The organism is Pedobacter miscanthi, from assembly GCF_032678605.1.
In the GTDB taxonomy this organism is placed as follows: Bacteria; Bacteroidota; Bacteroidia; order Sphingobacteriales; family Sphingobacteriaceae; genus Pedobacter; species Pedobacter miscanthi_A.
The window spans coordinates 111,288-137,832 of sequence record NZ_JAVTSU010000008.1 but is presented as its reverse complement, the minus strand read 5'-3'; the positions used below and the strand labels follow the sequence as shown (position 1 = coordinate 137,832).

Genomic DNA, 26,545 nt, shown 5'->3' with positions numbered 1-26,545 from the left:
CGAGACAAATGTCCTTTTTTAACGTTGAGGCTTGCGCTATTTTTGTGCCACTAAAGTAAGCATAACAATGAAAAATAAAATTACCGTAATTGCTTTTGATGCCGATGATACCCTTTGGGTAAACGAACCTTATTTCCGTGAGACCGAAGAGCAATTTGCAGGCCTTTTAGAAGATTTTATGCCCCGCCACAGTATTATGGCAGAGCTTTACAAAACAGAAATGGCCAATTTACCCCTTTATGGTTATGGAATAAAGGGTTTTATGTTGAGCATGACGGAAACGGCGATGCGAATTACCATGGGTAAAATTAACCCCGCAATTGTAGAAAAAGTACTCGAATTGGGGAAAGAAATGCTCAATAAGCCTGTAGTTTTATTAGATGGGGTAGAAGAAGTATTGAAAGCTTTGCACGGAAAATACAGATTAGTAGTGGCTACCAAAGGCGATTTGCTCGATCAGCAGCGTAAACTTACCAAATCGGGCTTAGATCATTATTTTCATCATATCGAAATTATGAGCGATAAACAGGAAAAAGATTATCAAAAACTGATCAGGCACCTGGATTGTAAAGCTGAAGCGTTTTTAATGCTGGGCAACTCCTTAAAATCAGATGTTTTGCCTGTGCTGAATATTGGTGGTTACGCGGTTCATATTCCTTTCCACACCACCTGGGTGCACGAAAGTATTGATCATCGTATTGAGCACCCTAACTTTTACGAAATGGAAAGTCTGGCCGAAGTTTTACCAAAATTAACAGAATGAAAGAAAAAATAGATATAAACACCTGGATCAGAAAAGATCATTTTAATTTTTTTAGCGCTTTTGAAGAACCTTTCTTCGGCGTTACCGTAGAGGTAGACTGTACCACTACTTACGAAGAAGCAAAAGAGAACCAAGTTTCTTTTTTCCTGCTTTACCTGCACAAATCGCTGGTTGCCGTAAACCGGGTAGAACCTTTTAGTTACCGCATCATAGATGGTGAGGTATGGAAATACAATACCATTAATGCTGCAGCAACGATTAACCGGCCAAATGGTACCTTTGGTTTCGGTTATATGGATTTCTTTGAGGATTTTGAAGACTTTAAAACCGAAGCCGATAAAGAAATCGAAAAAGTAAAGGCCACTACAGGGTTAATCCCATCTTCTTCAGGAGAAAACGTGATCCATTATTCAGCATTGCCCTGGTTAAACTTTACTTCCCTATCACATGCCCGTAAGTATTCCCATCAGGATAGTTGTCCGAAAATATCATTTGGTAAAGTACGCGAGGAGAACGGAAGAAAAATAATGCCGATTTCTATCCATGTAAACCATGCATTGATGGATGGATATAACGTTGCGCAATTTGTAGAGGTTTATCAGGATTTGTTAAATAAAAAAGAGGTTAACCAATACGTATAACCAAATTTTAAGGAATTAAACCTAAAAAATATTTAATGACCCGTTAATATTAGGAATTTATTTTCGGCGATGTTTATAGCTGCCATTATTATTCCTTTCTATATTTTTGCCATAATAGCCATGTGTTATATGGATACTGTGTTTAAGGCCATTATGTTTTTTGTGATGCTGCTCATCGCCACATTTGTGCTTTTTTTGTTCATCAATTATTCAATACAATCGGCAATTGTGGTAATCTGTTTCATGGCGATGTTTGCTTTTAAACTTAAAGATTAATGAAAAAGATGAATTATCATTTGCAATCGAGAAAGTATTTGCTATTTTTGCTGCACAAGTAGGAAAGCTTGTTATTCAATAATCTTATCTGTTTATTCGGAATTTGATTATTGAACATTCAAAAAACCGGGGGATTAGCTCATTTGGCTAGAGCGCTTCGCTGGCAGTGAAGAGGTGATCGGTTCGAATCCGATATTCTCCACACCCATTACTAATGCCCTTTAATTAACTTTAAAGGGCATTTTTGTTTCTTTAAAGTCGTGTTAAAATGGCATATTCAGCAAACTTTCAGCAAAGAAAATTCGAGTGAAAAATCTGTAAAAATATTATTACAATCTATTAGAGTATTGAAAAGTGTCTCGAAAATCCACGTGATAAATAAAGTTATGAAATAACTTTATTTGACACCATGTAATTATCTATGGAGAATTTCAGTTAAAAAACTTCGTGCAACCTAAAGGAGTTGGGTTAATTTATGATTTGTAACTACTTTATAATTAGGGGGGGCAATGCACTCAAATTTCTTTTAAAGACTTTTTTTGCCAATTTCCTTTTTTCTTCTAATTCTTGCTTCCTGGACCTCTTGTTCAAATTTTTCATTTGGCGTAAGTTGCTCTGGTTTTTTATTATCGCTAAGTAGTTGGGTTATTGCAGTTTTTGCAATTTGAGTTGGAGAAAGTTCATATGGCAGTTGAGAATTTAGTTTTGATTCTAACGTTTTGATTTGGTTTGCTAAACCACGTATTTCTCCCATTATCATATTGAAATGCTCGGTTGATAATATTATGGAGGTCTCTGACTGCACATGACAACAATATCCCATAATTTTAAAAAATCAAGGCGCACAACATCTTTTACTAAAAAAAGCATAGTGCAAATTTTTTAAATTAGACTTGTATTCTCTAACAATTAGAGTTTAGATAGCTTACTTAACATAATTGAAAAAGAGAAAATGGGATATACATGTTATATGTGTCATCATTAATTAAATGCTAACTCCTACTGCAAAAATCCATTTTATTAATATAACAATGCAATAGATAATGATTTCAATTGTTTGATTTAACTACTTCTTTTTTCTGGTAACAGCTGTGTTGTTTCCAACGTTAAATTTATCAGTTGCTCTAATCTCAATGGTGAATTCATTGAATGTGGGTAATTCCTCAGGTAAGGAACTAAAATAGAATGCCTTAATCATTGTTTCGAATGCTTTTTGCAACGATGTTTCTTGCTTCAAATTATCATCCTCTATAATAATTGTATATATATAGTGGAAATCTTCATCCAGTGATTGAGTGTTTTTAGGTGGCGTTGGAAAAGCGGATAATTGATTTTTTTTTTCATATACGAAATTAATTAAAACTATTACACATCGCACTTGATTTTTTTTATTCTCATTATATACTTGTTTTAAGTCCGAGTAAGAATAATTTTCATTCAATGCTTAATATTTTCACATAAGACTATTTATAAATGATTGGGTAACCATTCATCATATTGTTTAAATATTTGCATTAAATGATTCATTAAGGGTGAGAGTAGCTGCTCACCCTCTCGTTTAATCTACATTTAAAACTGAATAAAACGAGTAATGAACATCAAAATTGAAAACGTTTATCAATACTTACGCTGACGTAAGCAAACCCACCGTAGTTAATAATATAACCATGACAGAATGGTTATCTCAAATTAAGTCATCAAAATATTCAATGTTAATTGAAAGTGCCAGGACTGGTGCAACTGATAAAAAAACATTGAAATCAATCCTACCTTGTGTAACTTATAACTTTACATACAATGGATATAAAAAAGATGAAAATATTATCTCTAGCACAGGATTTATTTATATTGACATAGATGTGCCAGATTTTAATATTGACTCATTAGACCTAACTAAAATCTATTCTTACTATCGTTCAGTAGGTGGTGAGGGATATGCTATTCTTGTACGGGTTGAAGGTTTAAACAAAAATAATTTTAAATCTTCTTATCAGTCTATTGTTTCGACATTATTATTGAATAATTATGTTGATACTAATGCGATTAAACATTCTCAATTCAATGTATTGTCTTTTGATGAGAATGTCTTTATCAATGAATCTTCTTATGTTTTTCAGTCTGTGGATAGTCGTATTACAGAAAAAAGCACCCACTGTGATGTAAATAAAAAAGGAAGCGACATATACGACATAAGGGGTGCTTTTCCTAAAAAAATCAGATATGATAATAAACAGGCCTATATCGAAAGCAACCAGGAATATATTTCCGATTGGGAAAATGGGTATCAAATAATTAAATGTTGGATTCCATATACTCATAAGATAAGGGATGGTAAGAGGTATAACTATCTTTTAAGCTATGGTAACAATCTGTTATGGTTGAACCAATGGTTAAGCCTTTCGGGATTAATTAATAATCTTAAACACGTTAACCCCGTTGCCTGTACCAGTCCAATAGATGAGAACCAAATCATTAAAATCGCCAACACTCTTATAAAACAACTTAAGGATAAAAAACTTCAGCCTATCGTGTTCAATAAAATATGTAGGGTCATCTTCAATGAAAATAGCAAGTTGACCAAGGATGAAAAATTTGCGATTACCAGACAAGAACGAGCTAAGAATACTACCCAGAAATCAAAAAAAAAGATATGGAAAATTCTAGAAGATTGGGATTTTAAAATGCTTGGCAAGATTAGCCAACCAGCACTTGTGGCAAATAATGAAATAAGCAGAAAAACTGTACAAAAATATTGGTCAGAGTACAAAGCGCATGTGTCAGCACTAAATGAAAATTATAAAAATCAAAACATAATAACCATTCAAAAAAAATCCTTAAAGCCGCAAATTAAATCATTAGAACAACTATTAGTAGTTAATGATAGTTCTCTAGCTATTCACCAGTAGTAGGCCAGGTAGAACCGTTTAAAATTAATTCAACTTATGAGTAATTGAGGTGGCGGATTGGAACACAGCACTTCAACTTGTAATGAAGGTATAATACTGAAGGTGATTTAATCTATTCAATTAACCATGGTTTAAATGATATATATAACTGATTTAGTTTTAAGATAAGTTTGACATAAATGCAAATAGGGATTCTGCAGATATCTATTCATTACAAGCTGAAATGACAAAAGTATTGCAAATAGTTTTAGATATGCTAAAGTGCTTCTAATGTACTTTAAAAGCAGATAAATAAGGAAAGTTCTTGGGACTCCAAGATTAGTAGTTAAATCTCAATAAATCAGGTAGTTATAATGATTTATTTTGTTTTGTGATTTGGAAGTTGTTTATGATGTAGGGATATTTGTATGAATAAATCAAATAAGATTACTGAAGGGAAACCTTGAAAATTACTTTAAACACACACATTATGAAAACACAAGAAATGATTAACAATTTAATGGATGTAGCTGTCGAATACAATCAAATTGGTAAGATATTAATCACACAATTTGGATACAAAAGAAACTATTATCCAGAGTTTCAAGAAAACCTAGAATTCGAATATATGGGTGAGGATTTACCAAATCATGTTATTATGTTCAATCTAGAGGTGAATGATTATTTACCAATCATCGGGATACCAAAAGAATTTAAGGGTAATGAAGATATTAATGCTGCAATAAATTTGTACGTTGAAAATGCATTCGATGTTATTCAAATGCGTTTCGAAGAAAAACAGCTTTTAATTAAAATCAGTTATAACTGATATAAGTTGTGGGGGGGCTAATTTTTGTTTAGGTTTCACTAATATTGAGAAGGGTCTGTATGTCAATCTCCAGCCCTTCTGCAATGCTAACCAAATAAAGATATGAAGGATTTACCCCTCCACTTTCCAGCCGATTAATAGACTGTTGGTCTTTGTTGACTGAGTGTGCTAATTGCTTTTGTGTCAACTTCTTCGATAGTCGTATCACTCGAATATGTTTTCCTAAAATAATTAGTCGCTCGTCCTTTACCATTGAGGTCAAATGAACAGATATGCCCTAAATTTTCTAACAACGTATATGTTGTTTTTTTGATTTTTTCTTGTATATTTGTTTATGAAAGGATTAACTCTCGCCTTACTTCTCTTTATGTCATTATTGGGTTGTAAATCCCATTCTAGAAATGACCAAATTGATGATGTTTGTAATTGCTACATCGATGCAAAAACTTACTCAAATACTACTAAACAACTAAAAAGACTTGATGAATGTTATCTTAAAACCCAAGAGGATTTATATAATATTCAAAGAATTGCTGTAGAAGAAGATTGGTCAGATGAAAGGCTAATCAAAGAAAAAGAAGATTTTATTAACGCAATTACCAAGGGAAAAAATGCTACTCAATAACGAACAAATAAAAAAAGAAATTCAAATTTCAAATGAAAAATTTACCATTACAGATAAAAGATTACTCTTTAACAATGGTCAAATAAACTCTTTTATCGGGCTAAATGAGTTGAGAGGAGTAAATATCGAAGAAATTGATGTAAAAGTTTCTAAATTAAATCTTCCTGAGAATAAAGTGCTTATGGTGTATTGTGTAATGATAGTCTTTGCAAGCATTTTTATTTACAATACTATTTTAACAGGGGACTATTTGCCCTCAGTATTTTTTGCATTTTTTATGACAGTACCAGCAACGATAGTATTGATGATAGTTTTAAAGGTTCTAGAGGCTGCCACAAGTAAAATTGAAAAACGTACATTATTGCAGATTAAAAAAACTGACGAAGGGTTATTTCTAAACCAGTTTTATTTAAAGCAGTATGATGAAGAGTTGAACCAAATTGCAACCGCAGCAAATTCTGAGATTTATAATTAATTCAATTTTATATTAGTAGAGGATAACATGAAAAGCTTTATTGTCAAATACCGCTTGCACCAAATGAGTGCTACCCAACAAACTGTAGTTATGGCCAATAATTTCGTAGATGCGAAAAAAATAGTCCAGAGTCAGTTTGGTTCTGCGTTGCATTCAATTGTTAGTGTTAACGAACAATAGTGGTAGATGGCAGTTGCATTGAGCGAATTATATACATTACGAAACCAAATTAATCAAAAGTTAATAGCTGGTAATCATGGTTGTAAAATTGAAATCGATTTCGAATCATATAATTTCTTATCTATTAGTTTTGCAGATACCAATGGTGAGCTTTCAAAGCATGAAGAAAGTTTAACCTACGACCAAGGATATCATTTTCTCAATGGTTTTTTAATTCAGCTTAAAAGTGTTGGTGTTGAGTCTACAAAAAAATGGTATACGAGGTTTTTTAAGAGTGTACTTCATATTAATCTAGCTTAAAATGAAGTTTTCAATAAAAGAAATCTTTGAATTAAAAGATGAAATCAACGAGTTATTAGCCTTTAATGGTGCAAATATGCACCTTGAAATTGATTGCAATTACGGTGTAATGACCATTAAAGAGGTTACGACCAGTTCTCAAAAAACAGCAATACTCCAATATGCAAAAGGGGACAATGCAAGTCGTTTTCTAATGGGTTACCGGTATGCTTTGCAGTTGAAGTATAATCAAAACTTTCAATTTTCCAAAGAGAACTGGCTGGCAAGAGTATTGAAAAATAGACCAGTATATTAATATGAACATTAGTCATCAGCGAAAGTTAGATATTCTTAATAACAACATCTTCAGTGGTTTAAATCAGATTTTAGACAATCAGACGCTTGCAATTTCACATTTTACCAAAGCGGACTTTGAAATTGTTTTAAAACGAGTGGAGCAACAGGGGATTGGAATAAATGGTATTGAAGTTTTTCTGCATGGTGAATTTTATGGTGTAAGAACATTTGAGGAATATCATCTTTCTCCTAAAGATTCAATGTGGTATTATGCTGCATTTTCGGAATTATCAATGAAGCATCCAGATGTAGTTTTCTCCGCTTCTTTTAACTTTGATAGTTAGGTGCAATAAATCTTCAAAGCTACTTTGTTATTTTGATATGTTCATAATTCCAGGTGGTTTTGGAGTATGGCTAAAAGATTATTTTTCTAAAATTTTTTATAGGCTATAACTTGCTGGGAATTTTTTTTCCAAAATTTTTTCGAAGCTGGTTTTATTTTTGACCTCAAAATTACCTAGAGTTTTAAACCTGACATCCCCCTCCTAGGAAAAAGCCCCCCCCCTTGTCGGGGGTAGTGGGATACGGATGGGCCTCAAAGATTTCACTCAAATTGGAGTTCGCATTGAACGTGTGCCCACCTAACTTCCGTTTTTTAAGTGTAATTGAGTCGTTATTAAGCCTTTTTTGCAGAAATTTAACGTTTTTTACAAATATATACTACTTTTAATTGTCAATTTTCTTAGGTTGTGCATAGGTTATAACATAGTATTATATAGGTTATGCACAGGTTATTTTACCTCCCAATTAATTGCTACTACATTAATAATTAATAGCAAATTAAAGATTCTGTAAGCCAAGCTTTTTAATCTTCGTAATTGTGTTAATATGCACACCAGTCAATTTTGCAATCTCGGTATTTTTAAGATGTCCTTTTTTTAGATAGTTAAGCGCTTCACGGTTTTTAGGTTTTGATAGAAATTTCAATGTGTCTTCTGTCGACCCTGCTCGTCTCCCAGAATACTTACCCTTAGCTTTGGCAATGTTTATCCCTTCACGTTGGCGTTCTCTAATCTGAACACGTTCCATTTCACTCACCACTCCCAGAATGCTGATAATCATCCTAGAAATTGGGTTTTCTTTTCCATCATCGTCTAACGTTTTTAATCCCTGGTTAATGAAATTTATTGAAACGTTTTTGCCTTTAAATATTTCGATGGTTGCCAGTAAGTCCTGTACGTTTCTCGCTAACCTATCAATACTACTTACAGTAAGACTAGAGATTTTTCCACCATTTAGTAGCTTTATAATTTCTTTACCTTTTTCTCTATCAGCGAATGCTATCGAGCCACTGCAATAGTCTTCATAGACTTTGTAACCTGTTGTATTTATTTTCTGCCTATCAGTTTTCTGGTCTAAAGAAGACACTCTTACGTAAAATATATTCATAATTTTAGATTGGTAATTGACACCCTAAATATATGAATATATTCCGTAAATTCCGATGAAAAGACTAGTTTTTATTAAATTGTAACTCACAAATTTAATGTGTACTCAAAATATGTGCTCAATTTGATATTGTTGATTATATCATATTAATTAGTTCATGCTAAATAGATATATTTGTAACGGTTGATGTGCAACTTTTTTGTACCTACGTTGCTGCTGCATTAAGATTATTAGAAAAAATTGGCTTAGTCAAAGAAATTTATTATATTAAGATAATGATGTTACAAAAATTGGAAATTAGTAATTTCCGAGGAATCAAACACCTAGAAATAGATGATTTGAAGATGGTCAATGTATTTCTAGGAAAAAATAATGTTGGCAAAACTTCAATATTAGAGGCAATATTCATTTCTCTAGGCTCTCAAAATCCAAGAGTCGCTGTAACCATTGATAATTTCAGAAATCTTCTACATAATGATACGGAAGACTTTCGATTTATATTTTATGAACTTAATTATAATAATGAATTAAATATTAAGACATTTTATGAAGAAAATGGCTTGGAAAAATCTCTTAGAATTACTCCAAACCATGTTCGTATATATAATTCAATATTAGAAAATCAAAATAGCATATCATCATTAGCTGCCAACACAGATTACGATAAAATTCCTGTCACTGGTATCAAGATGAATTATGAATCCAAAAAAAGACATGCAAAAAAGGAAAGTTCGATTGCTACAATTGAATTGGAAGCCTTAAATCAATATAAACTTACACCATCTAAGTTAGTGGAAACTAATAGAGCTGTGCTTGTCACTGGAAATATACAGATGTTGTCTCTTACTCCAAAATTAGATAAACTGATTATAAATAAACAAGAGGGTAAACTTATTGAGTTTCTTAAACTAGTAGATAGTTCCATTCAAGGAATTGCATTAGGCTCAAACGGAATGATTTTATGTGATACAGGATTTGGTAAACGATACCCTCTGAATTTATTAGGAGAAGGTGTTGTTAAACTATTATCGATTCTCCTAGCAATATACGATGCAGAGGGAGGGTTGGTATTGATTGACGAATTTTCCAACGGACTGCACTTTACAGCATTAAAAAGTCTATGGAAAGCAATATTCTATTCCGCCCAATTGAATAATGTACAAGTTTTCTTGACAACACATCATTATGAATCCCTAGAATATTTGAGGCAAGTATTGGAAGACGATGAGTATTCTCAATTTCAAAATCAAGTCAGAAGTTACACAATTAGAAAACTTCAAGATGGTAATATGAAAAGCTATGTCTATGATTATCCAAAATTAGATAACGCAATTCAACAAGAAATTGAAATTCGATAAGTAATGATAACGATTTTTACAGAAGGAGAATGGGATACACCATTTGTTGAGCAACTCCTTAAAAGAATTTTATTAGTAGATAAATTGGAAAATATTAGGATTATTGATACTAAGGGTTATACTACGCTTCATCTCAATCAGCCAATTTTTCAGGAGACTACCGATGCAGGTGGTACAAATTTAGTGATTTTTGACGCAGATTCAGTAGAAAATAATGGAGGCTACGCAACTAGGTATGATTATTTGATGGCAAAAAAAGATGAACTAGGTTTACAATTTGAATTATTTTTATTCCCAAACAATCATGACGATGGCATGTTCGAGACACTTTTAGAGAAAGTTGCTGTTCAACATCATAAACCTATAATTGATTGTTTTGAAAGCTATTTAGACTGTGTAACGCAAAAAGGTATATTGGGTGGTTATACTTATACTATTCCAGCGCAAAAAGCGAAAATATATGCTTATGTTGAATCAGTTCTAACTCCCGCAGAATTTAAAGATGCTAGAAGTAAGCAGACTTGGGCTTATGCAAATAATAATGTATGGGATTTTGATTCTAACGAATTAATACCATTAAAAGAATTTTTAGGAAACCATATTGCCAACTAAAACTGCACTTTTTTAACAATTTGCAATACTGGGTAGGTGAAATCATAAACTTCTCTAAATTTTTCTGGTATATTTTAAATTACCTTTATAAAGAATTCCTAGATGTAAATATTGTATCGAAGAAAAATCTCTAATTCAGAATTGTAATATTGTACCGAAGTGTTTCCAGAATTTGTGATAGCCTCCGAAAATAGGATGTCAATGCTTAAAGTTGGTGATAAAAACAAAATAGGAAAGTCTACAATTCGTTTTAGGATAGTGGGTTATTGCACAAAGAATACGATAATTCATTTTCAAAATCAAAGACATGGAATATTGATGGAAAGTCTATTGATTAATTACTTCAAAAATTTAACTAATATCAGAAGGTATTAATTCCCATTTTTTGAATAAAGAATAACTACACCATTTTTTGGCTCTAAAAGTTTGTATAAATAACCATCTATAATATCTAAACAATCATAAATTGGTGTTATATATTTAAATCTCAATTGAAATAAATAGTTATCCGTTATAGCAGAATCTTTTTTCCATGTTAATTGTATGGGTTCAATTCTTTCAGTCGATAACTTGTATTTAAAGCCTTTCGTGGGAAAATCAGTGCCAATAACAAGTTGTAATGCTTTTTCTTTAATTGTTTCTGGTAAATGGTTCTCTTGTATCGCCTTTAGAACTAGCCACTTATTTTTGAGCCAATATATGTTTCTGATTCATAAATACATTCATCGATAAACTGGATTTTTAGCATATTTCATTAGACTTGAAACCATACTAGAAGTTTAATGTCGGATATTCAAATTCATAGTAAAATTAGTAGTTATTTAAAGTCTGGGTATTTTGAAAGTACAATATTTCGATAGGGTTTTGTATAAGCATCTTCGATTGTGCCGTATTCATTATCTTCGGGAGAATAATAGTAGTAATCTACACGACTAAATTCTTTCCCTGTTTCATTTTTCCAAGAAAATCTGACTGGTAAAATTAGGTTTTTGGTGTTGGCTGCCTTTGGTATTGCTATTGTTTTAAAAGGTAAAGTACCATATTCAATTGTTACATCTTTTATGATAGTATTTATAGGATAACCAAATAAGGCACTATTTGATTTTTCTAGTATCGGAACTATCTCAATCCTTACATGTGAGCAACTCCTGTGATTTGTTCTGAATGTGAGGTCGAGAAGTAAAGAATCATTTTGATATTTTTTTTGTGTTACTCCATTTAGTATTACTTCGCCTTCGTTACCATAATAGTTTTTTTGTTCTAATCTCTTTACGGAATCAGTAATAAATTTTCTTAAATCGCTTGAATTAGCATCTAATTTAATTCCTGTGGTTTTAATAGATTTGATAAAGGTTTCTATTATCAGCTTGCTGTTTTCTTGTTGCTTAATAGTGTTTAATGAATCAATCGTTCTTGTTAATGCGATGCTTTGTAATTTAACTTGCTTGTCCTTATTTTCATCTAATCTGTCGGAAACAACATCTTTAATAATGGTCATGGTTGCAGCAATTATAACACAAATTATTACAAATATGCCTGCACGTGTAAATCCCCTGTACCACTTTCTATGACCTCTACCATCACGAAGTTTAGTTCCTAAAAGGGGAATGATTGTGGATATGGCGGTGAATATGATTATTAATGATGTATAAACGGATTGAGGGATTGAGAGCAAAAATTTAACCATACTAAAAGTTTCTATAAATATAAGTTATGCTGTAAATCTTTAGTTAGATATCGCTTTTTATTTTCCAACAAAACTAGCTAGGGCAGAGAATGCGCCTGTAATCGTTGCAATAACCAGGTCCACCCAATTTTTCTTTTTTGTAGGTTCCACCTCAGGTTTATATGGATGGTTGTGGATGTGTATTTCAAATTTATCAACATTGTTGATATTGTAAATGTTATTTCGATTATCCATGGCTGTGACTATTGAATAGGTTTTTATCTAAAAAATCAAGAGTAAGTAACCTGTAATCCAGTCCCGTAGGATACAGACAAGAAGAAGTAGTTTTTAAAAGTAGCAACTTTCCAAATGATTTGCAATAGTTGTTTGTTAATAATATGATTAACTTTTTGATAACCAGGTTTATAAGGTGCGAGTTGATTGTTAGCCAAATTAGCAATTAACTGATGGTAGATAAGGAGGAGCTCCGATAACTAAATGAAATCCTCCAGACCCACAAGATGGTTCAATGATATAAAGTTTATAACTAATATCCATTTCCAATTATTTTCTATAGATTTCTTCTCGTTCGATTAGCACACCATCATCATTAAATTTCTCTTTAATTGAGAATGGTTTATTGCGCAATAGCAATACTACGATAGACTTTACTAGCGCAGTAAAAAAGCCAAATGGGATAAAATTCATTTTCATTCTTCATTAGTTAAAAAAGCGTTCCACTAATATACCAAGGCATATTCTAACGATAAACGACAGGTCATTTTTACAGATTTTGTACATACAATTTACTTTAGAAAATTTATTATAAATCAAGTTTTTAAATTTAATTTGGCATGCTTTGCCTAACAAAATTGCGTAATGATACTTTGTTTTAAAAACACTAATTTCAATCATTATCAGAAATTTTACCATCATTGACAGAATATTGGCAATGATTGAAATTTCATCTAAAATCAAGTTTTTATTTTTCTTTAAATAGCCGAAGTATCACCTAATGTTCACCTTTAAGCAGAATGTGACCAAGCAGAGGTTTTGGTTAAAAAGGGTATTACCTGAGAAAGTTATATGAATATAAAACTTAAAATATATCTTTGGCACTGCAAGGGGTGAGAGCCTTGCATCAATCATAGATTGAGAGCGTTAATTTAGATAAAGAGGATGTAGCAGCGAGTGTTACATCCTTTTTTTTTAATTTATGTCATCGAAACACATTAATGCCAAAGTAATACCGTCCTTAACTGGTAAACGTAAGCGATAAAACTGTTTCAATGACCATTTACCAGATTGGTAAAAATGAACAGCTTACAGCGAAGATAAAGAGTAAAAATTCAGTTGAGGATGTACCATTCAGTGAGATTTCAACTAAGAAATCTACAACAAACAAGGGTAGCCATATTGATACCTCAAAAATTGATAGTTCCAAAGGTTCAGCCAAAGCGACATTGAAAAATAAATCAAAGGTTGTTGCATCAACATCTAATGTTGAAAGGGATACCGAGAAAGTGAATTATTTGTTCTTGACTGGTTTTGTGGTTCTGATGGGTTGGTTATTCTGGTGGTTAAATTGAAAGTAATTATTCATCAGTATCAATAACTTCATCAGCAGCAGTTAATTCATCAAATCCTGAATAAATGAAAACTTCACCTTTTTCAATTTCATCATATTCAATGTCATTGATTGATGATTTTGCTGCTTTGCGAGGCAAAACCTCATCTAATTCAAGTTTTTTGATACCCTCAAAAGGTAGTGGTTTTCTATTTAAACATCTATTTAGTTCATTGGTCAAAATTGCAGCCATTTCAATATGTTGATTTATTTTCTTGACCAACATCTTAATTTTCTTCTTATCCTTTTTCATTTATCCCAAAGGTAGTTGTTCATAACTCATTTTGCGATTGCTATAAAAATTAGCAATTAGTATGATTCGAAATAAGCATGGTCAGGATGTGATGAATAAACCAAGGTAGTTATTTCAATGGGGTAAATAATCTGATTTCGTATATCAGGTTATTGTCCACATTTTTCTTTTGATAAATTAAATTTTCATTTCCATGTTGGAGTGCGTAAATGCCTACAGATGATAAATCTAATAATGATGTATCGGCTTTCTTAAAGCCACTTTTCTTTGCATTCTCAATTATATTGAGGTATGTTTTTAAATTGTTGGTTCTGTAAAAGGTAGCAATACCGTGTTCGTTATTATCTTGAATTATGAAACTATCTGAATCTTTCTTTGATTTTGGTAAATACATTTTACCATCGTGAGTATCATTTACCCATTTATAACCAATACTATCAAGATATGCATCATAATCTGCTGCTTTTAAATCATGATTTATCTTCGTTAAGATTTGAATAACTTGTTTAGGTTCAGAAGAACAACCAATAAGAACCATTAAAAAGAATGAGATTAGATAAGCGTTTGTTTTCATCTGGTAAATATAATGATTGGGCAATTCATTTTATATCTTTGAGAATTAACTATCTCAAATTATGATTGACCCAAAACTGTACATAAAAATTTTGATGTTTCTTTCAACTAAAGGTTTCTACCATTATACTGATGTGACGCATTTCTTTGATGAATATCCAGTTGATGCCATGCGTGAACTTTATGATGATAATCCTAGAAGAAGTATGATAAGTGAGTATCTTACTTTCATGGCAAACAGAAATCACATTGAATTTCGACCCTCTACAGGTGATAAGCGAAGTACAAATCTTGAAGCTGTAATAACCCATGATGGTTTGAAGTATTATAGAGAAGATAACTTATTCTTTGCATCTAAAAGAAATATAATTATCTCTTATACCCTGACAGTAATATCAATAATTGTCTCAATTATTGCGGTGAGTTTAAATTTTGGTAGAGGTCGTGAAATACAGGGATTGATGAAAAAAGTTGAAATGCTTGAAAAAACTGTAAGTAAACAGCTAATAGAGAAGAAAGTAAAATAATTATTTTTGTACCAATAAGATTCTAATTATGCCTAACCTTTCACCACATCTATTTGATAACGTTTTAAAATTCCTATCCACACGGCAAACTAAAATCCATTATAGGTATTTACTTAGAAGTGCAGAAGCTGAAAATGATTTTCAAGCAAGAATGGTAATTGAGAAATTATTGAGTAATGGGTTGATTTCAAAGGATTATAAAGATTATTATAAGATAACTCTAATTGGTCGTGATGTTGCTGATGATAACGGTGGTTACAGAAACTTTTCTGATGCAATGAAATATCATAGTCTTGATACTGAGTTGTCAAATGCCATTCCTACACCAATTGATTATATAATAGCTAAGAAGAATAATCCAGACGCAATTGGTTATACCAGTGAACCAATGCCCTTTGGCGGTTTGTATTCAGAAAATAATAAACCATTCCATGATGAGAGTTTTGCAGAATCTCAAAGGCAAATTGAATTGGAACAATGGCAAAATGAGCAACCATTCCAAACAAGAACAGTAACACCAACTTTGCCGCCTACTCGACCTGTTGAAGATAAGTCATTGGTGCAAAAATTTATTGATATGCAAGATAGCCCGAAAATAAATCAAAGAGTGGCATTTTGGGCTGGAATAGCAGGTATAATTAGTACACTTATAACAGTTGCTTTGTTAGTAGCTACATAGGTATTAATTTTTATCTTTGAGAATTAACAATCTCAAATATGACTATTCCTACAGTTCCTACTGATTCAACCAAAAAATTTTTTTTTATTATCGGAGTTATCATGATGATTTATTCATGCTATAAGGCGAGCAACATTTATGTTGACTTTACAGCGAATGGTAGAACTATTGATAGTTTAGTGACAATCAGAAAGGCTGTAGCAATTAAATATAGGGAAGTATCTGAGGCAATACCTCTCTGGATAGCAGATAGGAATCGGATGGTTGATAGTATGTCGAGAGTATATCATCGTCCGAAAAATGAAATATTTGAACAATACTTTAAGTTCGCTACTGGTGATTCAATTATGATGGGTTATAAAAAAACTTACATGGATGAAATTAAGGCATTAACTATTCCTATTAACAAACTTGGTGCATATCGAGAGTTCAGGAAAAGATTGTTTAAAGAGCAATTGGCGGTTATTACCATAACATTCATTTTAGGCTTTATACTAACAGTTTATGGTTTTAGGTCATGGAGAAATGAGGAAATAATTAAAGATAAAATCCTTAAACGGCAACTTGATTTATTAAACCTTGAATACGAACAAAAATTAAATCCAAAAATAAGTGACCCAACGCGATATAATAGGAAGTAAATAAACCAAATATTTCATCACTTTAATTAGAAGCTACCCATGTCCGCGATGTTCTAAGTACAAATTCTGCGATTTTGAGGTATAAGAATTTTACAATTATTCAGTTGTGAATGTTTTGGAATTGGATAAGTAATGTCTATAGTTAATATGAATGAAAGGCATAATAACACCGAAGATTCAGAGCGGAAATCTTTATGAGAATTATAGAATAAGCTTATTTTAATTAGTATTAACAGTTTCTAGATTCAAAAAATGGCCCAAGAGGTGTTTAAATGTAGTTTTTGTTAAGAAATAACGGGCAGGAATGGTAAGAAAAAACTAGACTTTTTTTAAAGAAAACTTATCAACATTAATAGAGTTTTTTAAAAAGCTGAAAAAACCATATAACATACCACCAATACCGAAAGTATTAGCTAAGCAGGTGCTTATATTGTTATATGTTTCTATTATTGTCATTAATCGAATATATGTAATAATATTGACAATAAGCTATTTAATTAATAGATTTATAGCAGTGAGACTATTATATTTAAATGTTTATAGTTCAAATTAATATATGATGTGCTAAAATCTATACTACTACTTAAATGAAAATGCCCCTAAGTTATCGGGGCATAATATTTATATTGTTTCTAAATCCATTTTACTGAGGTCAGTTTCAAAAGTAATCTTTTTCAGATAAGTAAGAGTTTGCTGTATATTGGTATGTCGATTAGCTTTCATTATTTCATCTAAAGACCAACCTTTTTTAAAACGACTTATGTTGCTTGTATGCTTAATGCTGTACAAATCATGGCCAAGTTTGTTCAATTTTTTTGCTTCAAGACACTTTACTAACTGATTATATGGTGTGTTTTCTCCTATCTGTTTTTCACTGAAAAATGTCTTAGTATTGCCGAAAACATAATCATTTGGATTCTGGTTTTCTAAATCTAAGCTTTTTAAATGTGTGATAAATGTTGGCAAGAGTGTGATAGTATCATCTTTAATTTCACCTGTTGTAACTTTTTTAACCCCTGCTCTTATTGTTAGGGTACGCCTATTTAAATTGAAATCACGAACCCTTAGCCCTCTGATTTCGGCTGGTCGCAAACACGTAAAATATATAGTTCTGCAAAATAGCGCACCAAATTTATTGTTGGAATCCATCCAATTCATAATGCTTGAAATTTGTTCATCACTGAATGGTAAATGACTTTCCATTACTTGTTTGGTTGATTTTATGCGTTTGCTGAATTTTAAAAATGGATTTTCTGTAATGTATCCTAATTCTTTCATCACAACAAAAAATGCTGAAAATGTACGTTTTGCAAATTTTACACTGTTTTGTGAATATTTCCCATCATTGATTTTACCAATTACAAAATCCTGTAAATCGTTTGTAGTTATTTCTTTTAGCAAAATATCATTTTCCAAATATTTTCTAAATGCATTTAGCTTGGATTTGTAACAGCTAATGGTTTTCTTTTTTGAAAAAAGTTTGGTATGAAATTCTTCAAACTTTATAATTGCTTCACTTAGTGTTAAATTTTCAGCTTCAATTTTAGTTAAATATTCTAATGGTTTAAATGGGTTGTAGCCATCTTCCAAATCTTTTTTAAGAGCTGCAAGTTCAATGTCTGCTTTATATTGTTTCTGAATGTGGTCTTTAATTCGGTTCAGATTATCTGGTCTCACTCGAACCTGTTTACCATTAAAATAGTATTCAAAATACCAGGATTGTTTGGCTTGGTCTTTTGCAATTGAACTTCCTTTTTCTGCTTTTTCAATTAATTTCCCCTTTTTAAGTACTGGTGTTGTGTAGTTGTTTTTTTTCATTTTTGTGTGCTTTTTCTAATAAAGTTAAGTCACATTCAAAAAAAATCAAGCAAACTTTTAGCAAAGCAATATAAAAAACTTCTTTTATTGGTGTTTAAACACTGTATTTTTGACAGGTGTTTTGAATCCGATATTCTCCACCACATTAAAGGCTACCTGTAAGGTGGCCTTTTTGTCGTTTAAAGGGCTTTTCTTTTCTAGCATAGTAACTAAAAATCATTGCTTATTAGATAAATAATATACCTTAAAAGGTATATAGTTGCTGTTTCATGAAGCAGCATCTAGCTGCGCTTGCTAGGTCTTGCTGAAGATAGCATTATATCTGCCTTTGTTTTACTTATTTCTGAGTGGCTATTATTTGTTGATGATATTGCTTTGTTCTTGAATAAAACGTCATGAATCTCCATTATGATGTGTTTCATTGATTAAAGCTTTCATCTCACTATATCCTGAATTATCCATAATATCTTTACAGTAATATAAAGCCACATACCGTTTCCTGTGTAGTAAATGGACGGACCGTAATTAGGTATCCTATATAAAATAGTTACAAAACCTTTTATGTGCGTGGACGGTTTATCCTTTTTATAGGTTAGATATGCAGCGAAAAGGTACAGTCAGGAACATAAATAAAATTGAAGGAACTGGGATTATCGAAGATGAAAATGCGCAGGAAATCTCTTTTTCGCTACGGGATGCTTTCTTTGGCGGAATTAAACTTGGATATAAAGTGGTGTTTGATATTGTACTTACCAATCAGGGATTAAGAGCTGTTAACATCGTTTTCATGGAAACGGTTCCGCTGATTCTATAATAAAATAGCGCGGTTCGTCCTTAATCAGTTTTTTTTCTCGGTAAACTGTCGTTACCTTCAAGGAGTTCATGGGCACGCTGCCTGAGTTCTTCTGCTTTTTCCAGGCTGCGCTGATAGCGTACCTTTATTTCGGCCGAACGTTCCAATAACTCGTCGATTTGATGGGTCTCTTCCGACCGGATTTTTCTGTCCTTTTGGTCCTCCATGTCTTTAAGTTAACAAAATATCTCCAAAATTCCAAATTTGCACTGTTGGAAGGCTTTATGATAATTTGGAAATATTGCACGGGCAGTTGGTCTGCTTATGATGTTTGGTCTGATCTGATTTGGATATTTTACACTATCTTACCATCTGGAAAATAAATTCCGATTCACTCAAAATAAACCGATATGGAACATGGAAAAGTTAAGATGTACAATAGTGAAAAAGGCTTTGGCTTTATCACTCCGGATGCGAATTCAGAAGATATTTTCGTACATGTGACCGGGCTTTTAGAGCGTGAGCTAAGGGCTGGAGATGTGGTGGAGTATGAAACTGAGCAGGGGAAGAAGGGTTTAGTAGCAATCAATGTGAAAAAGGTATAGCACCTTAAATAGCTTAAACAGTTTTTGCTTGCCCTGCATCGGTAAATGTTACGTTGATTTGAGAAGATGCATTCTTGTTAATGCCTATCTTTGCTGGATGGTGGCAAAACTCCTTGCTTCGAGAAGCAATTCAATAACGCAGCTTAATGACCTTAATATTGGTGATTCGGTAGAAGATGAATCTGGTATGTGCGTATTATTGAGAAAATCGAGGTGGTGAAGTATCAAAAGGCCACTCATTTTTATTTTAGGCTGGCCAAAGGTATCGGTTCGATTTTGATATTAAAGTAGCTGAGAAGTTTTTTTAATCATAGCTGGTTATTCGTATAGCGGTTGATTTCTTCCGTGGGATTATTCTAATGGCTTATTGTTACCACTTTGCCTTTGCCCTCAAAATATTTACACTATTGCCTGATCTATAGTTTTTTGGCATGTAATGTTGGCCCCTGGGTAAAAATTAGTTCCTTTACAGCGCCTGTGCTGTCTTTTATAAATTCCATGTTGGCCTGTATCACAGTGAAGAAGAATTTACTGTTTGTCTCCGCAAAAGCTTCAATCCTGGACTGTCCGGTTGCCTGTGCAAATACTTTTTTGCCTTCACGGGTAATGGTTAGAATGAGCTTTGGGGTTAGCTGGTATCTTCCCAGGTAACTATCGAGGTCTTTATCAGATACATCGGCTAGGGTGATTTTTCTGGTTTTGTTCAGGCCTTTGAGTCCGTATACGGTAGAGACGCTGTTGATGATTTCCTGTATGATTTCTCCATTATCGGAGTTTAACATAATCACCAGGCCGTTTCCGCCTTCCATGCTTCCGTAATAACCTGACCGGAAGCCTTCGTTTGCACCTCCGTGACCGAAATATTTGGTTCCGTTATAGTCTTCTATGAAAACGCCCAGTGCTGCTCCGTCGGTGTTCATGTAGGGCGTTAGGCGCAGTTCTGTGTTTTTTTTGTCTAATACCTTGGAGGAACTTCCGGCCAGGGAGAGCTGTGTTTCGATGATATACCTGGCAAGGTCGGTTGGATTGGTCCATAGCCCTGCTGCTGCCTGTTCGGGGTAGATGTGGTATTTGCCTTTAATCTCTTTTCCTCCGATATTATATCCTGTGGCGAACAGTTCTTTTTTTATGCCTGTTGGAGGTTGGCTGAAGGTGCTGCCAGTCATAGCCAGTGGCTTTAGAATTTCTCCATTCAGGTACTTTTCGTAAGGTTGGCCAGTGATATCGGTAAGCAGGAGTTGTGATATGGTAATTCCTCCGCCTGAATATTGCTGGTGGGTACCCGGAGCGAATACGGAACGTACTGCTCTTGAATTGGCAGGAGTTTCTCCGTTGAGTATCTGAATGGTGGTAGGTAAAGGTGAGCTGGTTTCATAACCTCCAAACCCATGTACATTGAGCCCTGCGGTATGGCTGAGCAGGTTTGCCGTACTGATTTTTTTTCCTTTGGAAAGCGAATCGTAAGGGAACTTCCAGCTTTTCAGATAAGTATTGATATCTGCGTACAGGTCAAGTTTCCGGTCGTGGAAAAGTTTGATAATGGCCAAGGCGTTTAGGGATTTACTGATAGAGGCAGCCTGAAAAAGGGTATTGTTGGTTACGGGGATGTTTTGTGCCGAATCGGCAAAACCGTATGCCTTTACAAAATCGATCTTATAGTTATGGATCACCGCAATGCTTAAGCCGTTTATTTTGTAATATTTCATACGCTCTTGCAGGTTCATCGCTTTTGTTCCGGTGATCTGTAGGTTCTCGCTCAGGCTGTTTTCAACTTGGTCGATCCGTTGCTGCGCTGTGGTTTGGGCGGTAGAGTGTTGTATGATGATGAATAAAAATACCAGGGCCAACACTGGGAAAAGGGAAAGCCGGATGTTAAATGTAGTGGTTTTATTGCTTTTCATAATTGTTTTTTATTTATCGTAGTGGCCGAAGCGTTGTTTACATTCTTTACCCACTTGGCAGTAGGGAAAATACCCGAATGGAGATTGGAGGTCAGCATGGTGTTGTTGGCCCCACTGAAGTTTCCCAGGTCCCGCCAAACGGGTATCCGACCAGTTAGCAGGGGCTTTGCTTTTATGTACTGGCCTGATTTAAAGCTGTTCATATTCCAAGATAGGGAGAAAATATGTTTTTCAACTTAAATTTATAGGTAATTCTAGCCATCAACAGGCAGAACAGCACCCAGCAAAAAAGTAGTAAACCAGGCCACTGGATAAAAGAGACCGCAATATTTTAGGTTATATTCTATTACTCCGCTGCCATATGATTAGATCTAAATTCGATAAATTTCAATTTATCGGGCAATTTGTATTAACTGGCTTGTTAGTGGTATGTGGCTTTGCTTTTTATGGCGGCTTTTATGGTAAAAAACATACTCCATTATTTTCTGGCCTAGGTTTATTCATTGTTTTCTTTACGGTGATGCTACCGGTTTACATTATTGCACAAATGAAGCTAAACTATAAAATCACAATGCTCAATACCGATTTAAAAACCATTTCCTTTAAAATGTTCTTGCTGCCCATAACCAGAACTTATCGCCTGGATTATTTCGATGGTTATATGAATACCATTGTAAAAGAAGTATGGCGGATACAAATGTTTTTACCTGGTAAAAGAAGGAAGGTTGATGTATAAAATGTCCGGGCGATTTTATAGCAATGTAAATGAGCTTCACGAGGGGCTGTCTTCCCTTAAAGATTTGGGGTTTATAAAATATTCGGTTCCCTTGTCTATAAAAATAGCTTCTGGACGTCAGATTTTTACAACATAAACCAACACTTTAACGTGTTTATGCTGTTATCAATTATTGTTAATTAAATTATTATAGTCCTTTTCTGTATCAATATCAATTTTTCCCATTTCAAAATGGATGGAAACCGCATCATCAATATGTTTTTGAATTAGGCTTTTAGCACCAGATTGGCCATTTAATTTTAACAATTCCTCAAAATAGTTTTTGTTGAATAAAACGGGTGTCCCTAAGGTTTGCGCATAAGCACAAGTCACAATGTTTTTATGGCTCTTTTGCTTCGTTTGAACTAAAGTTTCGAATATTTCTGAGGAGATATGTACCTGATCTGCCACAGCTATAATTGCATTTTCAATTTCTAAATTTAGAATTAGAGCAGTTTTTAAGCCTGTAGCGATACTGGATGACATTCCCTTCTCCCATTCCTGATTATTCACATAAGTAATTTCAGGATGGTGCGAACTTTTTATAATCTCTGCTGCGTAAGCTCCAAGCACAACAATAACCGGTCTGAAGGTTGTTTTTAATGCTTCTTTAATTACAATATCGAGCAAAGTAAAGCCATTGTAAGTCAACAGTTGCTTGGGTTTCCCCAATCTGCTTGAATTACCTGCCGCCAATATAATAATAGCAGTGTGCATTAGTTTGTTTTTATTTCGTAAAAATGAATGGGATTTTTCTTTTCCCTAAGCAAACCTGCTGATGCACCCGAAAAAATCGTTTTTATTTCAGCGATAATCGAAATTGCAATTTCTTCGGCAGTTTCGGCACCAATATCAAGCCCTATCGGTCCGTATATCCTGGATTCCTCTTTAGGTTGATCTATTTCCTCCAGCATCCTGATTAGCTTGCTTTTAGGGCCTAAAGTGCCGATGTAGGGCGCATTGGTAGCTAAAAGCAGATTTAAAAGTTCAACGTCGTAATTGTAATTATGGGTCATCAATACAAAAGCAGTTTGTCCGTCGATTTCAATCTGGGGTAAAATTTTTTCAGGTTTTGCAATTAAAATTTGTCTGGCTTTAGGAAACCTTTGTAATGAGCAATGGGTATGCCGGCCATCGGCAACAATAATTTCCCAGCCTAAAATATCTGCCATTTCAACCAGGGGTTGTACATCGTTTCCGGCGCCTGCAATAACCAGCTGGATAGGAGGCGGTATAAATTCTAAAAACGCATCGAAGTCTTTACCATCAATGTGATAGGTTTCAAATCTGGATAACTTAAGCTTTAAAACATCAAAGGCATCATTTTTAATAGTACCCGAAATTTCATCCTGTATTTTTTCTAAAATATCTTTTGCCCTGAACAACATTATTGAGCCAGGCTGTTTTTTATGTTCAAGAGCGAAAAGTGTTACGATTACACAGTCTTCCCTTCGGCTGTTGGCCGCTTTTAATATTTCTATTGGATTGAGGTCATCATCAGCAAAAATAGGCTCGAAAAGGATGTGAACAATCCCATTGCAACCTAACTGAATGCCAAATTTTGCATCATCTTCATCTGTGGTATCGTAAGTTACGAGTTTATTTTCCCCCTGATGAATGGCGGCAAGGGCTTTACGAAGTGCATCTCCTTCCAAACAGCCACCACTAATGGCACCTGTTAACATACCATCCTCGGTAATAAGCATTCTGGCTCCTGGTCTCCTATAAGAAGATCCTTCAACTTTTACTACAGTTGCAAGAGCCGTTTTTCGGTTCTCTTTTATTGCACTCTGGTATGCTGCTATAATGTCGGCTATTTCTTTCATTAAATACCTTTTAAATATTACCCATATCAAAAGGGAGTTTTCTGATGCGTTTACCTGTGAGGTCGAATATCGCCTCGGTTAATGCCGGCGCAAATGGAGGTAATCCAGGCTCGCCAATCCCACCAGCATCAAAGTCGTTTTCCATAATATAGACTTCAATCGGTGGAATGTCTGTTATTCTTGGCATTTTATAATCATAAAAATTATGTTGTTCTACCAGGCCATCTTTGAACGTAATTTCATGGATGGTGGCAGCCCCAAGCCCCATTATAATGGCACCTTCAATCTGGGCGTGGATAATATCAGGGTTTACGTACCAGCCACAATCTACTACAGCCCATACCTGATCGATCTTTAATTTTTCGCCTTTCTTTTTCGATACTTTTACAACCTGGGCAACAGTAGTACCAAAACATTCGGTTATTGCAATCCCAAAACCTTTGTTTTTACCTCTGTTTTTCCAACCAGACACTTCTTCGATTTTATCGATTAGTTTTGTTGTGCGTTCCTCTTTCAGGTATTGCCGCCTGAATTCGAGCGGATCTTTACCAGCCTTGTGTGCCAGTTCATTCATAAAACTTTCGTATGCAAAGCCGTTTGTAGATGCATACACTGACCGCCAGAACATAGTAGGGATGGGTGTTTGGAACAGCACATCTGCAAAACTGATATTTTTAATGGTTTCAAAGTATGGTTTCAGCCATCCTTCAGAAGTGCTTCTGTTCGCCTTGCCATTATCTCCGGCACGGAAGTGGTCATTATTCTGACCGGCCATTCGAAACTTAACCGCACTAATATTATTGTTTTCAACTGTTCCCTGGCACCTGTAAGATATACCCGGCCGAAAAGGCCCTTGTGTAGCATCGTCTTCCCTGGTCCAGATTACCTGAACAGGTAATCCTATTGCTTTTGAGATCACAACGGCCTCATGAGGGTAGTCCATCAGCGCTTTTCGGCCAAAACCTCCACCAAGAAAAGTCATGTTTACAATAACCTTATCAAAGGCGATGCCCATTTTTTTACTGATATAGTCCTGAATCCAGTTGGGTGCCTGAACAGGTCCCCAGATTTCTACCGTATCGCCCCGGTGGTGCGCGATACAGTTCAGGGGTTCCATGGCACAATGCGATTGATACGGTGTTTCATAAACAACGTCCAAAATATCTTTTGCCTGGGCAATAATGCCATTGGGATCGCCCTGCGTTTTAAGTGGCCTTCCTTCGTCGGTATTTAATACTTCACGTTGTTTGCGGTAGATATCAGGCGTGTTTACATGTTCAAATCCGCTATCATCCCATTCTATCTTTAAAGCTTTTTTACCTTGTAGTGCTGCCCAGGTTGAAGTTGCAATTACGGCGATGCCTTCTCTTTCCATATCGTAAATCCCCATCGCAACTTTAATTACATTGATTACCCCGGCAACTTTACGGGCTGCAGAATCATCAAAGCTTTTAACCTTGCCACGCAAACGCGGATTGCGTTCAACGGCAGCGAAAACCATTCCGGGTATTCTTTTGTCAATTCCAAAGATGGCCTGCCCATTTGTTTTCATTGGCGTATCCTTGCGGTGCAGGGGTTTGCCAATTAATTTATAAGCGGAGCGGGGTTTTAGCGCCACATCTTTGGGGGCCTGTAGTTTTGCTGCATCAACCACAAGTTCTCCATAATGGAATTTTCTGCTTGTTGGTTTATGGATAATGTGGCCTGATTCTGCATAACATTCGCTGGTTGGTACCGACCATTTCGCCGCGGCAGCCATAATCAGTACCTCCCGGGCAGAGGCGCTTAGTTTTAAGAGGTTTTTATATGCACCACGGATGGTGGAGCTTCCTCCGGTTAACTGACTTCCGTATTTCTTTTCATTCCCCTGTGCAAACTGAATATCTACAGATGCAAGGTCAACTTCGAGTTCTTCTGCAATAATCTGGGCGATGGAATGATATACCCCCTGGCCCATCTCGGCACGGTGGCTTACCAGGGTGATATGCCCTGATGGCTTAATCAATATCCAGGCAGTAAGCGCTGTATAAACATCCGCAGCCACTGTTTCCTGCTCCGTCATCACCATGGCCATGGCAGCATCAGGCAGATATAGGCCTAGGAAAAAACCTGCACTACCTATTCCGGCCGTCTTTAAAAAATTTCTTCGCGAAACTTGTTGCGTGCTCATAATATTTTGTATTTGCTAAAAG

General features: G+C 34.4%; 34 protein-coding genes and 1 tRNA gene. 20 read left to right on the top strand and 15 right to left on the bottom strand.

The window, feature by feature from the left end:
* Window positions 1–67 precede the first annotated feature (67 nt).
* From R2R28_RS13635 to R2R28_RS13620, 4 genes are all read left to right on the top strand, one after another.
* Window positions 68–763, top strand: coding sequence for an HAD family hydrolase (locus tag R2R28_RS13635; protein WP_316826241.1), 696 nt, complete (start codon window positions 68–70; stop codon window positions 761–763).
* Entirely contained in the window at window positions 760–1,404 is a 645-nt protein-coding gene (locus R2R28_RS13630; RefSeq protein ID WP_316826240.1) for a chloramphenicol acetyltransferase, read from the top strand. Before R2R28_RS13635 ends, R2R28_RS13630 begins: the two co-directional genes overlap by 4 nt.
* A gap of 69 nt (window positions 1,405–1,473) precedes the next feature.
* Window positions 1,474–1,680 (top strand): hypothetical protein, encoded by a 207-nt coding sequence (locus tag R2R28_RS13625; protein WP_316826239.1) that lies wholly within the window; start codon window positions 1,474–1,476, stop codon window positions 1,678–1,680.
* 128 nt (window positions 1,681–1,808) lie between these two features.
* Window positions 1,809–1,882 (top strand) — tRNA-Ala (locus R2R28_RS13620).
* A gap of 324 nt (window positions 1,883–2,206) precedes the next feature.
* Here R2R28_RS13620 and R2R28_RS13615 read toward each other — a convergent pair.
* Both R2R28_RS13615 and R2R28_RS13610 read right to left on the bottom strand, forming a co-directional pair.
* Complete coding sequence (locus tag R2R28_RS13615) at window positions 2,207–2,434, bottom strand: hypothetical protein (protein WP_316826238.1); 228 nt, start codon at window positions 2,432–2,434, stop codon at window positions 2,207–2,209.
* Between the two features lie 312 nt (window positions 2,435–2,746).
* Window positions 2,747–3,121, bottom strand: a complete 375-nt coding sequence (locus tag R2R28_RS13610; protein ID WP_316826237.1) for a hypothetical protein — start codon at window positions 3,119–3,121, stop codon at window positions 2,747–2,749.
* 226 nt (window positions 3,122–3,347) lie between these two features.
* On the opposite strand from R2R28_RS13610, the gene R2R28_RS13605 reads away from it, so the two are divergent.
* Together R2R28_RS13605 and R2R28_RS13600 are read left to right on the top strand one after the other, a co-directional pair.
* On the top strand, window positions 3,348–4,586 hold the full coding sequence (locus tag R2R28_RS13605) for a hypothetical protein (protein WP_316826236.1): 1,239 nt from the start codon (window positions 3,348–3,350) through the stop codon (window positions 4,584–4,586).
* Window positions 4,587–5,055: 469 nt separating this feature from the next.
* Window positions 5,056–5,394, top strand: coding sequence for a hypothetical protein (locus tag R2R28_RS13600; RefSeq protein ID WP_316826235.1), 339 nt, complete (start codon window positions 5,056–5,058; stop codon window positions 5,392–5,394).
* 28 nt (window positions 5,395–5,422) lie between these two features.
* Here the strand turns inward: R2R28_RS13600 and R2R28_RS29170 are convergent, their stop codons facing one another.
* Entirely contained in the window at window positions 5,423–5,647 is a 225-nt protein-coding gene (locus R2R28_RS29170) for a helix-turn-helix domain-containing protein (protein WP_410479174.1), read from the bottom strand.
* An 81-nt stretch (window positions 5,648–5,728) separates the two neighbouring features.
* On the opposite strand from R2R28_RS29170, the gene R2R28_RS13595 reads away from it, so the two are divergent.
* The 5 genes from R2R28_RS13595 (at window position 5,729) to R2R28_RS13575 (ending at window position 7,594) form a co-directional block, all read left to right on the top strand.
* Window positions 5,729–6,019, top strand: a complete 291-nt coding sequence (locus R2R28_RS13595) for a hypothetical protein (protein ID WP_316826234.1) — start codon at window positions 5,729–5,731, stop codon at window positions 6,017–6,019.
* Window positions 6,006–6,494: a hypothetical protein gene (locus tag R2R28_RS13590; RefSeq protein WP_316826233.1), complete on the top strand. Its 489-nt coding sequence runs from the start codon at window positions 6,006–6,008 to the stop codon at window positions 6,492–6,494. The genes R2R28_RS13595 and R2R28_RS13590 overlap by 14 nt, the downstream gene beginning before the upstream one ends.
* A gap of 186 nt (window positions 6,495–6,680) precedes the next feature.
* Window positions 6,681–6,974: a hypothetical protein gene (locus R2R28_RS13585; RefSeq protein ID WP_316826232.1), complete on the top strand. Its 294-nt coding sequence runs from the start codon at window positions 6,681–6,683 to the stop codon at window positions 6,972–6,974.
* Between the two features lies 1 nt (window position 6,975).
* Window positions 6,976–7,269 (top strand): hypothetical protein, encoded by a 294-nt coding sequence (locus R2R28_RS13580; protein WP_316826231.1) that lies wholly within the window; start codon window positions 6,976–6,978, stop codon window positions 7,267–7,269.
* Between the two features lies 1 nt (window position 7,270).
* A complete protein-coding gene (locus R2R28_RS13575) occupies window positions 7,271–7,594 on the top strand; it encodes a hypothetical protein (RefSeq protein WP_316826230.1) in 324 nt (107 codons plus the stop codon).
* A 496-nt stretch (window positions 7,595–8,090) separates the two neighbouring features.
* Here R2R28_RS13575 and R2R28_RS13570 read toward each other — a convergent pair whose 3' ends face one another.
* Window positions 8,091–8,699: a recombinase family protein gene (locus R2R28_RS13570; RefSeq protein WP_316826229.1), complete on the bottom strand. Its 609-nt coding sequence runs from the start codon at window positions 8,697–8,699 to the stop codon at window positions 8,091–8,093.
* Between the two features lie 275 nt (window positions 8,700–8,974).
* Here R2R28_RS13570 and R2R28_RS13565 point away from each other — a divergent pair, with 275 nt between their 5' ends.
* Together R2R28_RS13565 and R2R28_RS13560 are read left to right on the top strand one after the other, a co-directional pair.
* Complete coding sequence (locus tag R2R28_RS13565) at window positions 8,975–10,057, top strand: AAA family ATPase (RefSeq protein WP_316826228.1); 1,083 nt, start codon at window positions 8,975–8,977, stop codon at window positions 10,055–10,057.
* A 3-nt stretch (window positions 10,058–10,060) separates the two neighbouring features.
* Window positions 10,061–10,669 carry a DUF3226 domain-containing protein gene (locus tag R2R28_RS13560; protein ID WP_316826227.1) on the top strand — a complete coding sequence of 203 codons (609 nt, stop codon included), beginning with the start codon at window positions 10,061–10,063 and terminating at the stop codon, window positions 10,667–10,669.
* Window positions 10,670–11,486: 817 nt separating this feature from the next.
* Here the strand turns inward: R2R28_RS13560 and R2R28_RS13555 are convergent.
* Together R2R28_RS13555 and R2R28_RS13550 are read right to left on the bottom strand one after the other, a co-directional pair.
* A complete protein-coding gene (locus R2R28_RS13555; protein ID WP_316826226.1) occupies window positions 11,487–12,356 on the bottom strand; it encodes a hypothetical protein in 870 nt (289 codons plus the stop codon).
* Window positions 12,357–12,413: 57 nt separating this feature from the next.
* On the bottom strand, window positions 12,414–12,590 hold the full coding sequence (locus R2R28_RS13550) for a hypothetical protein (RefSeq protein ID WP_316826225.1): 177 nt from the start codon (window positions 12,588–12,590) through the stop codon (window positions 12,414–12,416).
* Between the two features lie 1,034 nt (window positions 12,591–13,624).
* On the opposite strand from R2R28_RS13550, the gene R2R28_RS13545 reads away from it, so the two are divergent.
* Window positions 13,625–13,924, top strand: coding sequence for a hypothetical protein (locus R2R28_RS13545; RefSeq protein ID WP_316826224.1), 300 nt, complete (start codon window positions 13,625–13,627; stop codon window positions 13,922–13,924).
* Window positions 13,925–13,930: 6 nt separating this feature from the next.
* Here R2R28_RS13545 and R2R28_RS13540 read toward each other — a convergent pair whose 3' ends face one another.
* Both R2R28_RS13540 and R2R28_RS13535 read right to left on the bottom strand, forming a co-directional pair.
* Entirely contained in the window at window positions 13,931–14,215 is a 285-nt protein-coding gene (locus R2R28_RS13540) for a hypothetical protein (RefSeq protein ID WP_316826223.1), read from the bottom strand.
* 109 nt (window positions 14,216–14,324) lie between these two features.
* Window positions 14,325–14,789 (bottom strand): hypothetical protein, encoded by a 465-nt coding sequence (locus R2R28_RS13535; protein ID WP_316826222.1) that lies wholly within the window; start codon window positions 14,787–14,789, stop codon window positions 14,325–14,327.
* A gap of 61 nt (window positions 14,790–14,850) precedes the next feature.
* On the opposite strand from R2R28_RS13535, the gene R2R28_RS13530 reads away from it, so the two are divergent.
* The 3 genes from R2R28_RS13530 to R2R28_RS13520 are packed head-to-tail and all read left to right on the top strand — an operon-like array spanning window position 14,851 to window position 16,635.
* The gene (locus R2R28_RS13530) at window positions 14,851–15,315 is read left to right on the top strand and encodes a hypothetical protein (RefSeq protein WP_316826221.1); all 465 of its coding nucleotides are present in this window, start codon (window positions 14,851–14,853) and stop codon (window positions 15,313–15,315) included.
* Between the two features lie 28 nt (window positions 15,316–15,343).
* Window positions 15,344–15,994, top strand: coding sequence for a hypothetical protein (locus R2R28_RS13525; RefSeq protein WP_316826220.1), 651 nt, complete (start codon window positions 15,344–15,346; stop codon window positions 15,992–15,994).
* Window positions 15,995–16,032: 38 nt separating this feature from the next.
* Entirely contained in the window at window positions 16,033–16,635 is a 603-nt protein-coding gene (locus R2R28_RS13520) for a hypothetical protein (RefSeq protein ID WP_316826219.1), read from the top strand.
* Between the two features lie 621 nt (window positions 16,636–17,256).
* On the opposite strand, the gene R2R28_RS13515 is transcribed toward R2R28_RS13520, so the two are convergent.
* Window positions 17,257–18,453 (bottom strand): site-specific integrase, encoded by a 1,197-nt coding sequence (locus R2R28_RS13515; protein ID WP_316826218.1) that lies wholly within the window; start codon window positions 18,451–18,453, stop codon window positions 17,257–17,259.
* Between the two features lie 598 nt (window positions 18,454–19,051).
* On the opposite strand from R2R28_RS13515, the gene R2R28_RS13510 reads away from it, so the two are divergent.
* Complete coding sequence (locus R2R28_RS13510) at window positions 19,052–19,267, top strand: hypothetical protein (RefSeq protein ID WP_316826217.1); 216 nt, start codon at window positions 19,052–19,054, stop codon at window positions 19,265–19,267.
* A gap of 20 nt (window positions 19,268–19,287) precedes the next feature.
* Here R2R28_RS13510 and R2R28_RS13505 read toward each other — a convergent pair whose 3' ends face one another.
* The gene (locus R2R28_RS13505; RefSeq protein WP_316826216.1) at window positions 19,288–19,473 is read right to left on the bottom strand and encodes a hypothetical protein; all 186 of its coding nucleotides are present in this window, start codon (window positions 19,471–19,473) and stop codon (window positions 19,288–19,290) included.
* A gap of 183 nt (window positions 19,474–19,656) precedes the next feature.
* Between R2R28_RS13505 and R2R28_RS13500 the strand changes: the two genes are divergently transcribed.
* Window positions 19,657–19,851 carry a cold shock domain-containing protein gene (locus R2R28_RS13500; protein WP_316826215.1) on the top strand — a complete coding sequence of 65 codons (195 nt, stop codon included), beginning with the start codon at window positions 19,657–19,659 and terminating at the stop codon, window positions 19,849–19,851.
* Between the two features lie 416 nt (window positions 19,852–20,267).
* Here the strand turns inward: R2R28_RS13500 and R2R28_RS13495 are convergent, their stop codons facing one another.
* Both R2R28_RS13495 and R2R28_RS13490 read right to left on the bottom strand, forming a co-directional pair.
* Entirely contained in the window at window positions 20,268–21,752 is a 1,485-nt protein-coding gene (locus R2R28_RS13495) for a serine hydrolase (protein ID WP_316826214.1), read from the bottom strand.
* Window positions 21,749–21,955: a hypothetical protein gene (locus R2R28_RS13490; RefSeq protein WP_316826213.1), complete on the bottom strand. Its 207-nt coding sequence runs from the start codon at window positions 21,953–21,955 to the stop codon at window positions 21,749–21,751. Before R2R28_RS13490 ends, R2R28_RS13495 begins: the two co-directional genes overlap by 4 nt.
* 158 nt (window positions 21,956–22,113) lie before the next feature.
* Here R2R28_RS13490 and R2R28_RS13485 point away from each other — a divergent pair, with 158 nt between their 5' ends.
* On the top strand, window positions 22,114–22,488 hold the full coding sequence (locus R2R28_RS13485) for a hypothetical protein (protein ID WP_316826212.1): 375 nt from the start codon (window positions 22,114–22,116) through the stop codon (window positions 22,486–22,488).
* Between the two features lie 165 nt (window positions 22,489–22,653).
* Here the strand turns inward: R2R28_RS13485 and R2R28_RS13480 are convergent, their stop codons facing one another.
* The 3 genes from R2R28_RS13480 to R2R28_RS13470 are packed head-to-tail and all read right to left on the bottom strand — an operon-like array spanning window position 22,654 to window position 26,523.
* Window positions 22,654–23,244: a nucleotidyltransferase family protein gene (locus R2R28_RS13480; RefSeq protein WP_316826211.1), complete on the bottom strand. Its 591-nt coding sequence runs from the start codon at window positions 23,242–23,244 to the stop codon at window positions 22,654–22,656.
* Window positions 23,244–24,353 (bottom strand): XdhC family protein, encoded by a 1,110-nt coding sequence (locus R2R28_RS13475; protein ID WP_316826210.1) that lies wholly within the window; start codon window positions 24,351–24,353, stop codon window positions 23,244–23,246. The genes R2R28_RS13480 and R2R28_RS13475 overlap by 1 nt, the downstream gene beginning before the upstream one ends.
* Window positions 24,354–24,363: 10 nt before the next feature.
* Window positions 24,364–26,523: a molybdopterin cofactor-binding domain-containing protein gene (locus R2R28_RS13470; RefSeq protein WP_316826209.1), complete on the bottom strand. Its 2,160-nt coding sequence runs from the start codon at window positions 26,521–26,523 to the stop codon at window positions 24,364–24,366.
* Window positions 26,524–26,545 lie beyond the last annotated feature (22 nt).

What these genes read in the sequence shown, in the direction of transcription:
- R2R28_RS13635 (WP_316826241.1), top strand. Translation starts at nt 68, where the DNA reads ATGAAAAATAAAATTACCGTAATTGCTTTTGATGCCGATGATACCCTT.
- R2R28_RS13630 (WP_316826240.1), top strand. Translation starts at nt 760, where the DNA reads ATGAAAGAAAAAATAGATATAAACACCTGGATCAGAAAAGATCATTTT.
- R2R28_RS13625 (WP_316826239.1), top strand. Translation starts at nt 1,474, where the DNA reads ATGTTTATAGCTGCCATTATTATTCCTTTCTATATTTTTGCCATAATA.
- R2R28_RS13615 (WP_316826238.1), bottom strand. Translation starts at nt 2,434, where the DNA reads ATGGGAGAAATACGTGGTTTAGCAAACCAAATCAAAACGTTAGAATCA.
- R2R28_RS13605 (WP_316826236.1), top strand. Translation starts at nt 3,348, where the DNA reads ATGACAGAATGGTTATCTCAAATTAAGTCATCAAAATATTCAATGTTA.
- R2R28_RS13600 (WP_316826235.1), top strand. Translation starts at nt 5,056, where the DNA reads ATGAAAACACAAGAAATGATTAACAATTTAATGGATGTAGCTGTCGAA.
- R2R28_RS29170 (WP_410479174.1), bottom strand. Translation starts at nt 5,647, where the DNA reads ATGGTAAAGGACGAGCGACTAATTATTTTAGGAAAACATATTCGAGTG.
- R2R28_RS13595 (WP_316826234.1), top strand. Translation starts at nt 5,729, where the DNA reads ATGAAAGGATTAACTCTCGCCTTACTTCTCTTTATGTCATTATTGGGT.
- R2R28_RS13590 (WP_316826233.1), top strand. Translation starts at nt 6,006, where the DNA reads ATGCTACTCAATAACGAACAAATAAAAAAAGAAATTCAAATTTCAAAT.
- R2R28_RS13585 (WP_316826232.1), top strand. Translation starts at nt 6,681, where the DNA reads ATGGCAGTTGCATTGAGCGAATTATATACATTACGAAACCAAATTAAT.
- R2R28_RS13580 (WP_316826231.1), top strand. Translation starts at nt 6,976, where the DNA reads ATGAAGTTTTCAATAAAAGAAATCTTTGAATTAAAAGATGAAATCAAC.
- R2R28_RS13575 (WP_316826230.1), top strand. Translation starts at nt 7,271, where the DNA reads ATGAACATTAGTCATCAGCGAAAGTTAGATATTCTTAATAACAACATC.
- R2R28_RS13570 (WP_316826229.1), bottom strand. Translation starts at nt 8,699, where the DNA reads ATGAATATATTTTACGTAAGAGTGTCTTCTTTAGACCAGAAAACTGAT.
- R2R28_RS13565 (WP_316826228.1), top strand. Translation starts at nt 8,975, where the DNA reads ATGATGTTACAAAAATTGGAAATTAGTAATTTCCGAGGAATCAAACAC.
- R2R28_RS13560 (WP_316826227.1), top strand. Translation starts at nt 10,061, where the DNA reads ATGATAACGATTTTTACAGAAGGAGAATGGGATACACCATTTGTTGAG.
- R2R28_RS13555 (WP_316826226.1), bottom strand. Translation starts at nt 12,356, where the DNA reads ATGGTTAAATTTTTGCTCTCAATCCCTCAATCCGTTTATACATCATTA.
- R2R28_RS13550 (WP_316826225.1), bottom strand. Translation starts at nt 12,590, where the DNA reads ATGGATAATCGAAATAACATTTACAATATCAACAATGTTGATAAATTT.
- R2R28_RS13545 (WP_316826224.1), top strand. Translation starts at nt 13,625, where the DNA reads ATGACCATTTACCAGATTGGTAAAAATGAACAGCTTACAGCGAAGATA.
- R2R28_RS13540 (WP_316826223.1), bottom strand. Translation starts at nt 14,215, where the DNA reads ATGAAAAAGGATAAGAAGAAAATTAAGATGTTGGTCAAGAAAATAAAT.
- R2R28_RS13535 (WP_316826222.1), bottom strand. Translation starts at nt 14,789, where the DNA reads ATGAAAACAAACGCTTATCTAATCTCATTCTTTTTAATGGTTCTTATT.
- R2R28_RS13530 (WP_316826221.1), top strand. Translation starts at nt 14,851, where the DNA reads ATGATTGACCCAAAACTGTACATAAAAATTTTGATGTTTCTTTCAACT.
- R2R28_RS13525 (WP_316826220.1), top strand. Translation starts at nt 15,344, where the DNA reads ATGCCTAACCTTTCACCACATCTATTTGATAACGTTTTAAAATTCCTA.
- R2R28_RS13520 (WP_316826219.1), top strand. Translation starts at nt 16,033, where the DNA reads ATGACTATTCCTACAGTTCCTACTGATTCAACCAAAAAATTTTTTTTT.
- R2R28_RS13515 (WP_316826218.1), bottom strand. Translation starts at nt 18,453, where the DNA reads ATGAAAAAAAACAACTACACAACACCAGTACTTAAAAAGGGGAAATTA.
- R2R28_RS13510 (WP_316826217.1), top strand. Translation starts at nt 19,052, where the DNA reads ATGCAGCGAAAAGGTACAGTCAGGAACATAAATAAAATTGAAGGAACT.
- R2R28_RS13505 (WP_316826216.1), bottom strand. Translation starts at nt 19,473, where the DNA reads ATGGAGGACCAAAAGGACAGAAAAATCCGGTCGGAAGAGACCCATCAA.
- R2R28_RS13500 (WP_316826215.1), top strand. Translation starts at nt 19,657, where the DNA reads ATGGAACATGGAAAAGTTAAGATGTACAATAGTGAAAAAGGCTTTGGC.
- R2R28_RS13495 (WP_316826214.1), bottom strand. Translation starts at nt 21,752, where the DNA reads ATGAAAAGCAATAAAACCACTACATTTAACATCCGGCTTTCCCTTTTC.
- R2R28_RS13490 (WP_316826213.1), bottom strand. Translation starts at nt 21,955, where the DNA reads ATGAACAGCTTTAAATCAGGCCAGTACATAAAAGCAAAGCCCCTGCTA.
- R2R28_RS13485 (WP_316826212.1), top strand. Translation starts at nt 22,114, where the DNA reads ATGATTAGATCTAAATTCGATAAATTTCAATTTATCGGGCAATTTGTA.
- R2R28_RS13480 (WP_316826211.1), bottom strand. Translation starts at nt 23,244, where the DNA reads ATGCACACTGCTATTATTATATTGGCGGCAGGTAATTCAAGCAGATTG.
- R2R28_RS13475 (WP_316826210.1), bottom strand. Translation starts at nt 24,353, where the DNA reads ATGAAAGAAATAGCCGACATTATAGCAGCATACCAGAGTGCAATAAAA.
- R2R28_RS13470 (WP_316826209.1), bottom strand. Translation starts at nt 26,523, where the DNA reads ATGAGCACGCAACAAGTTTCGCGAAGAAATTTTTTAAAGACGGCCGGA.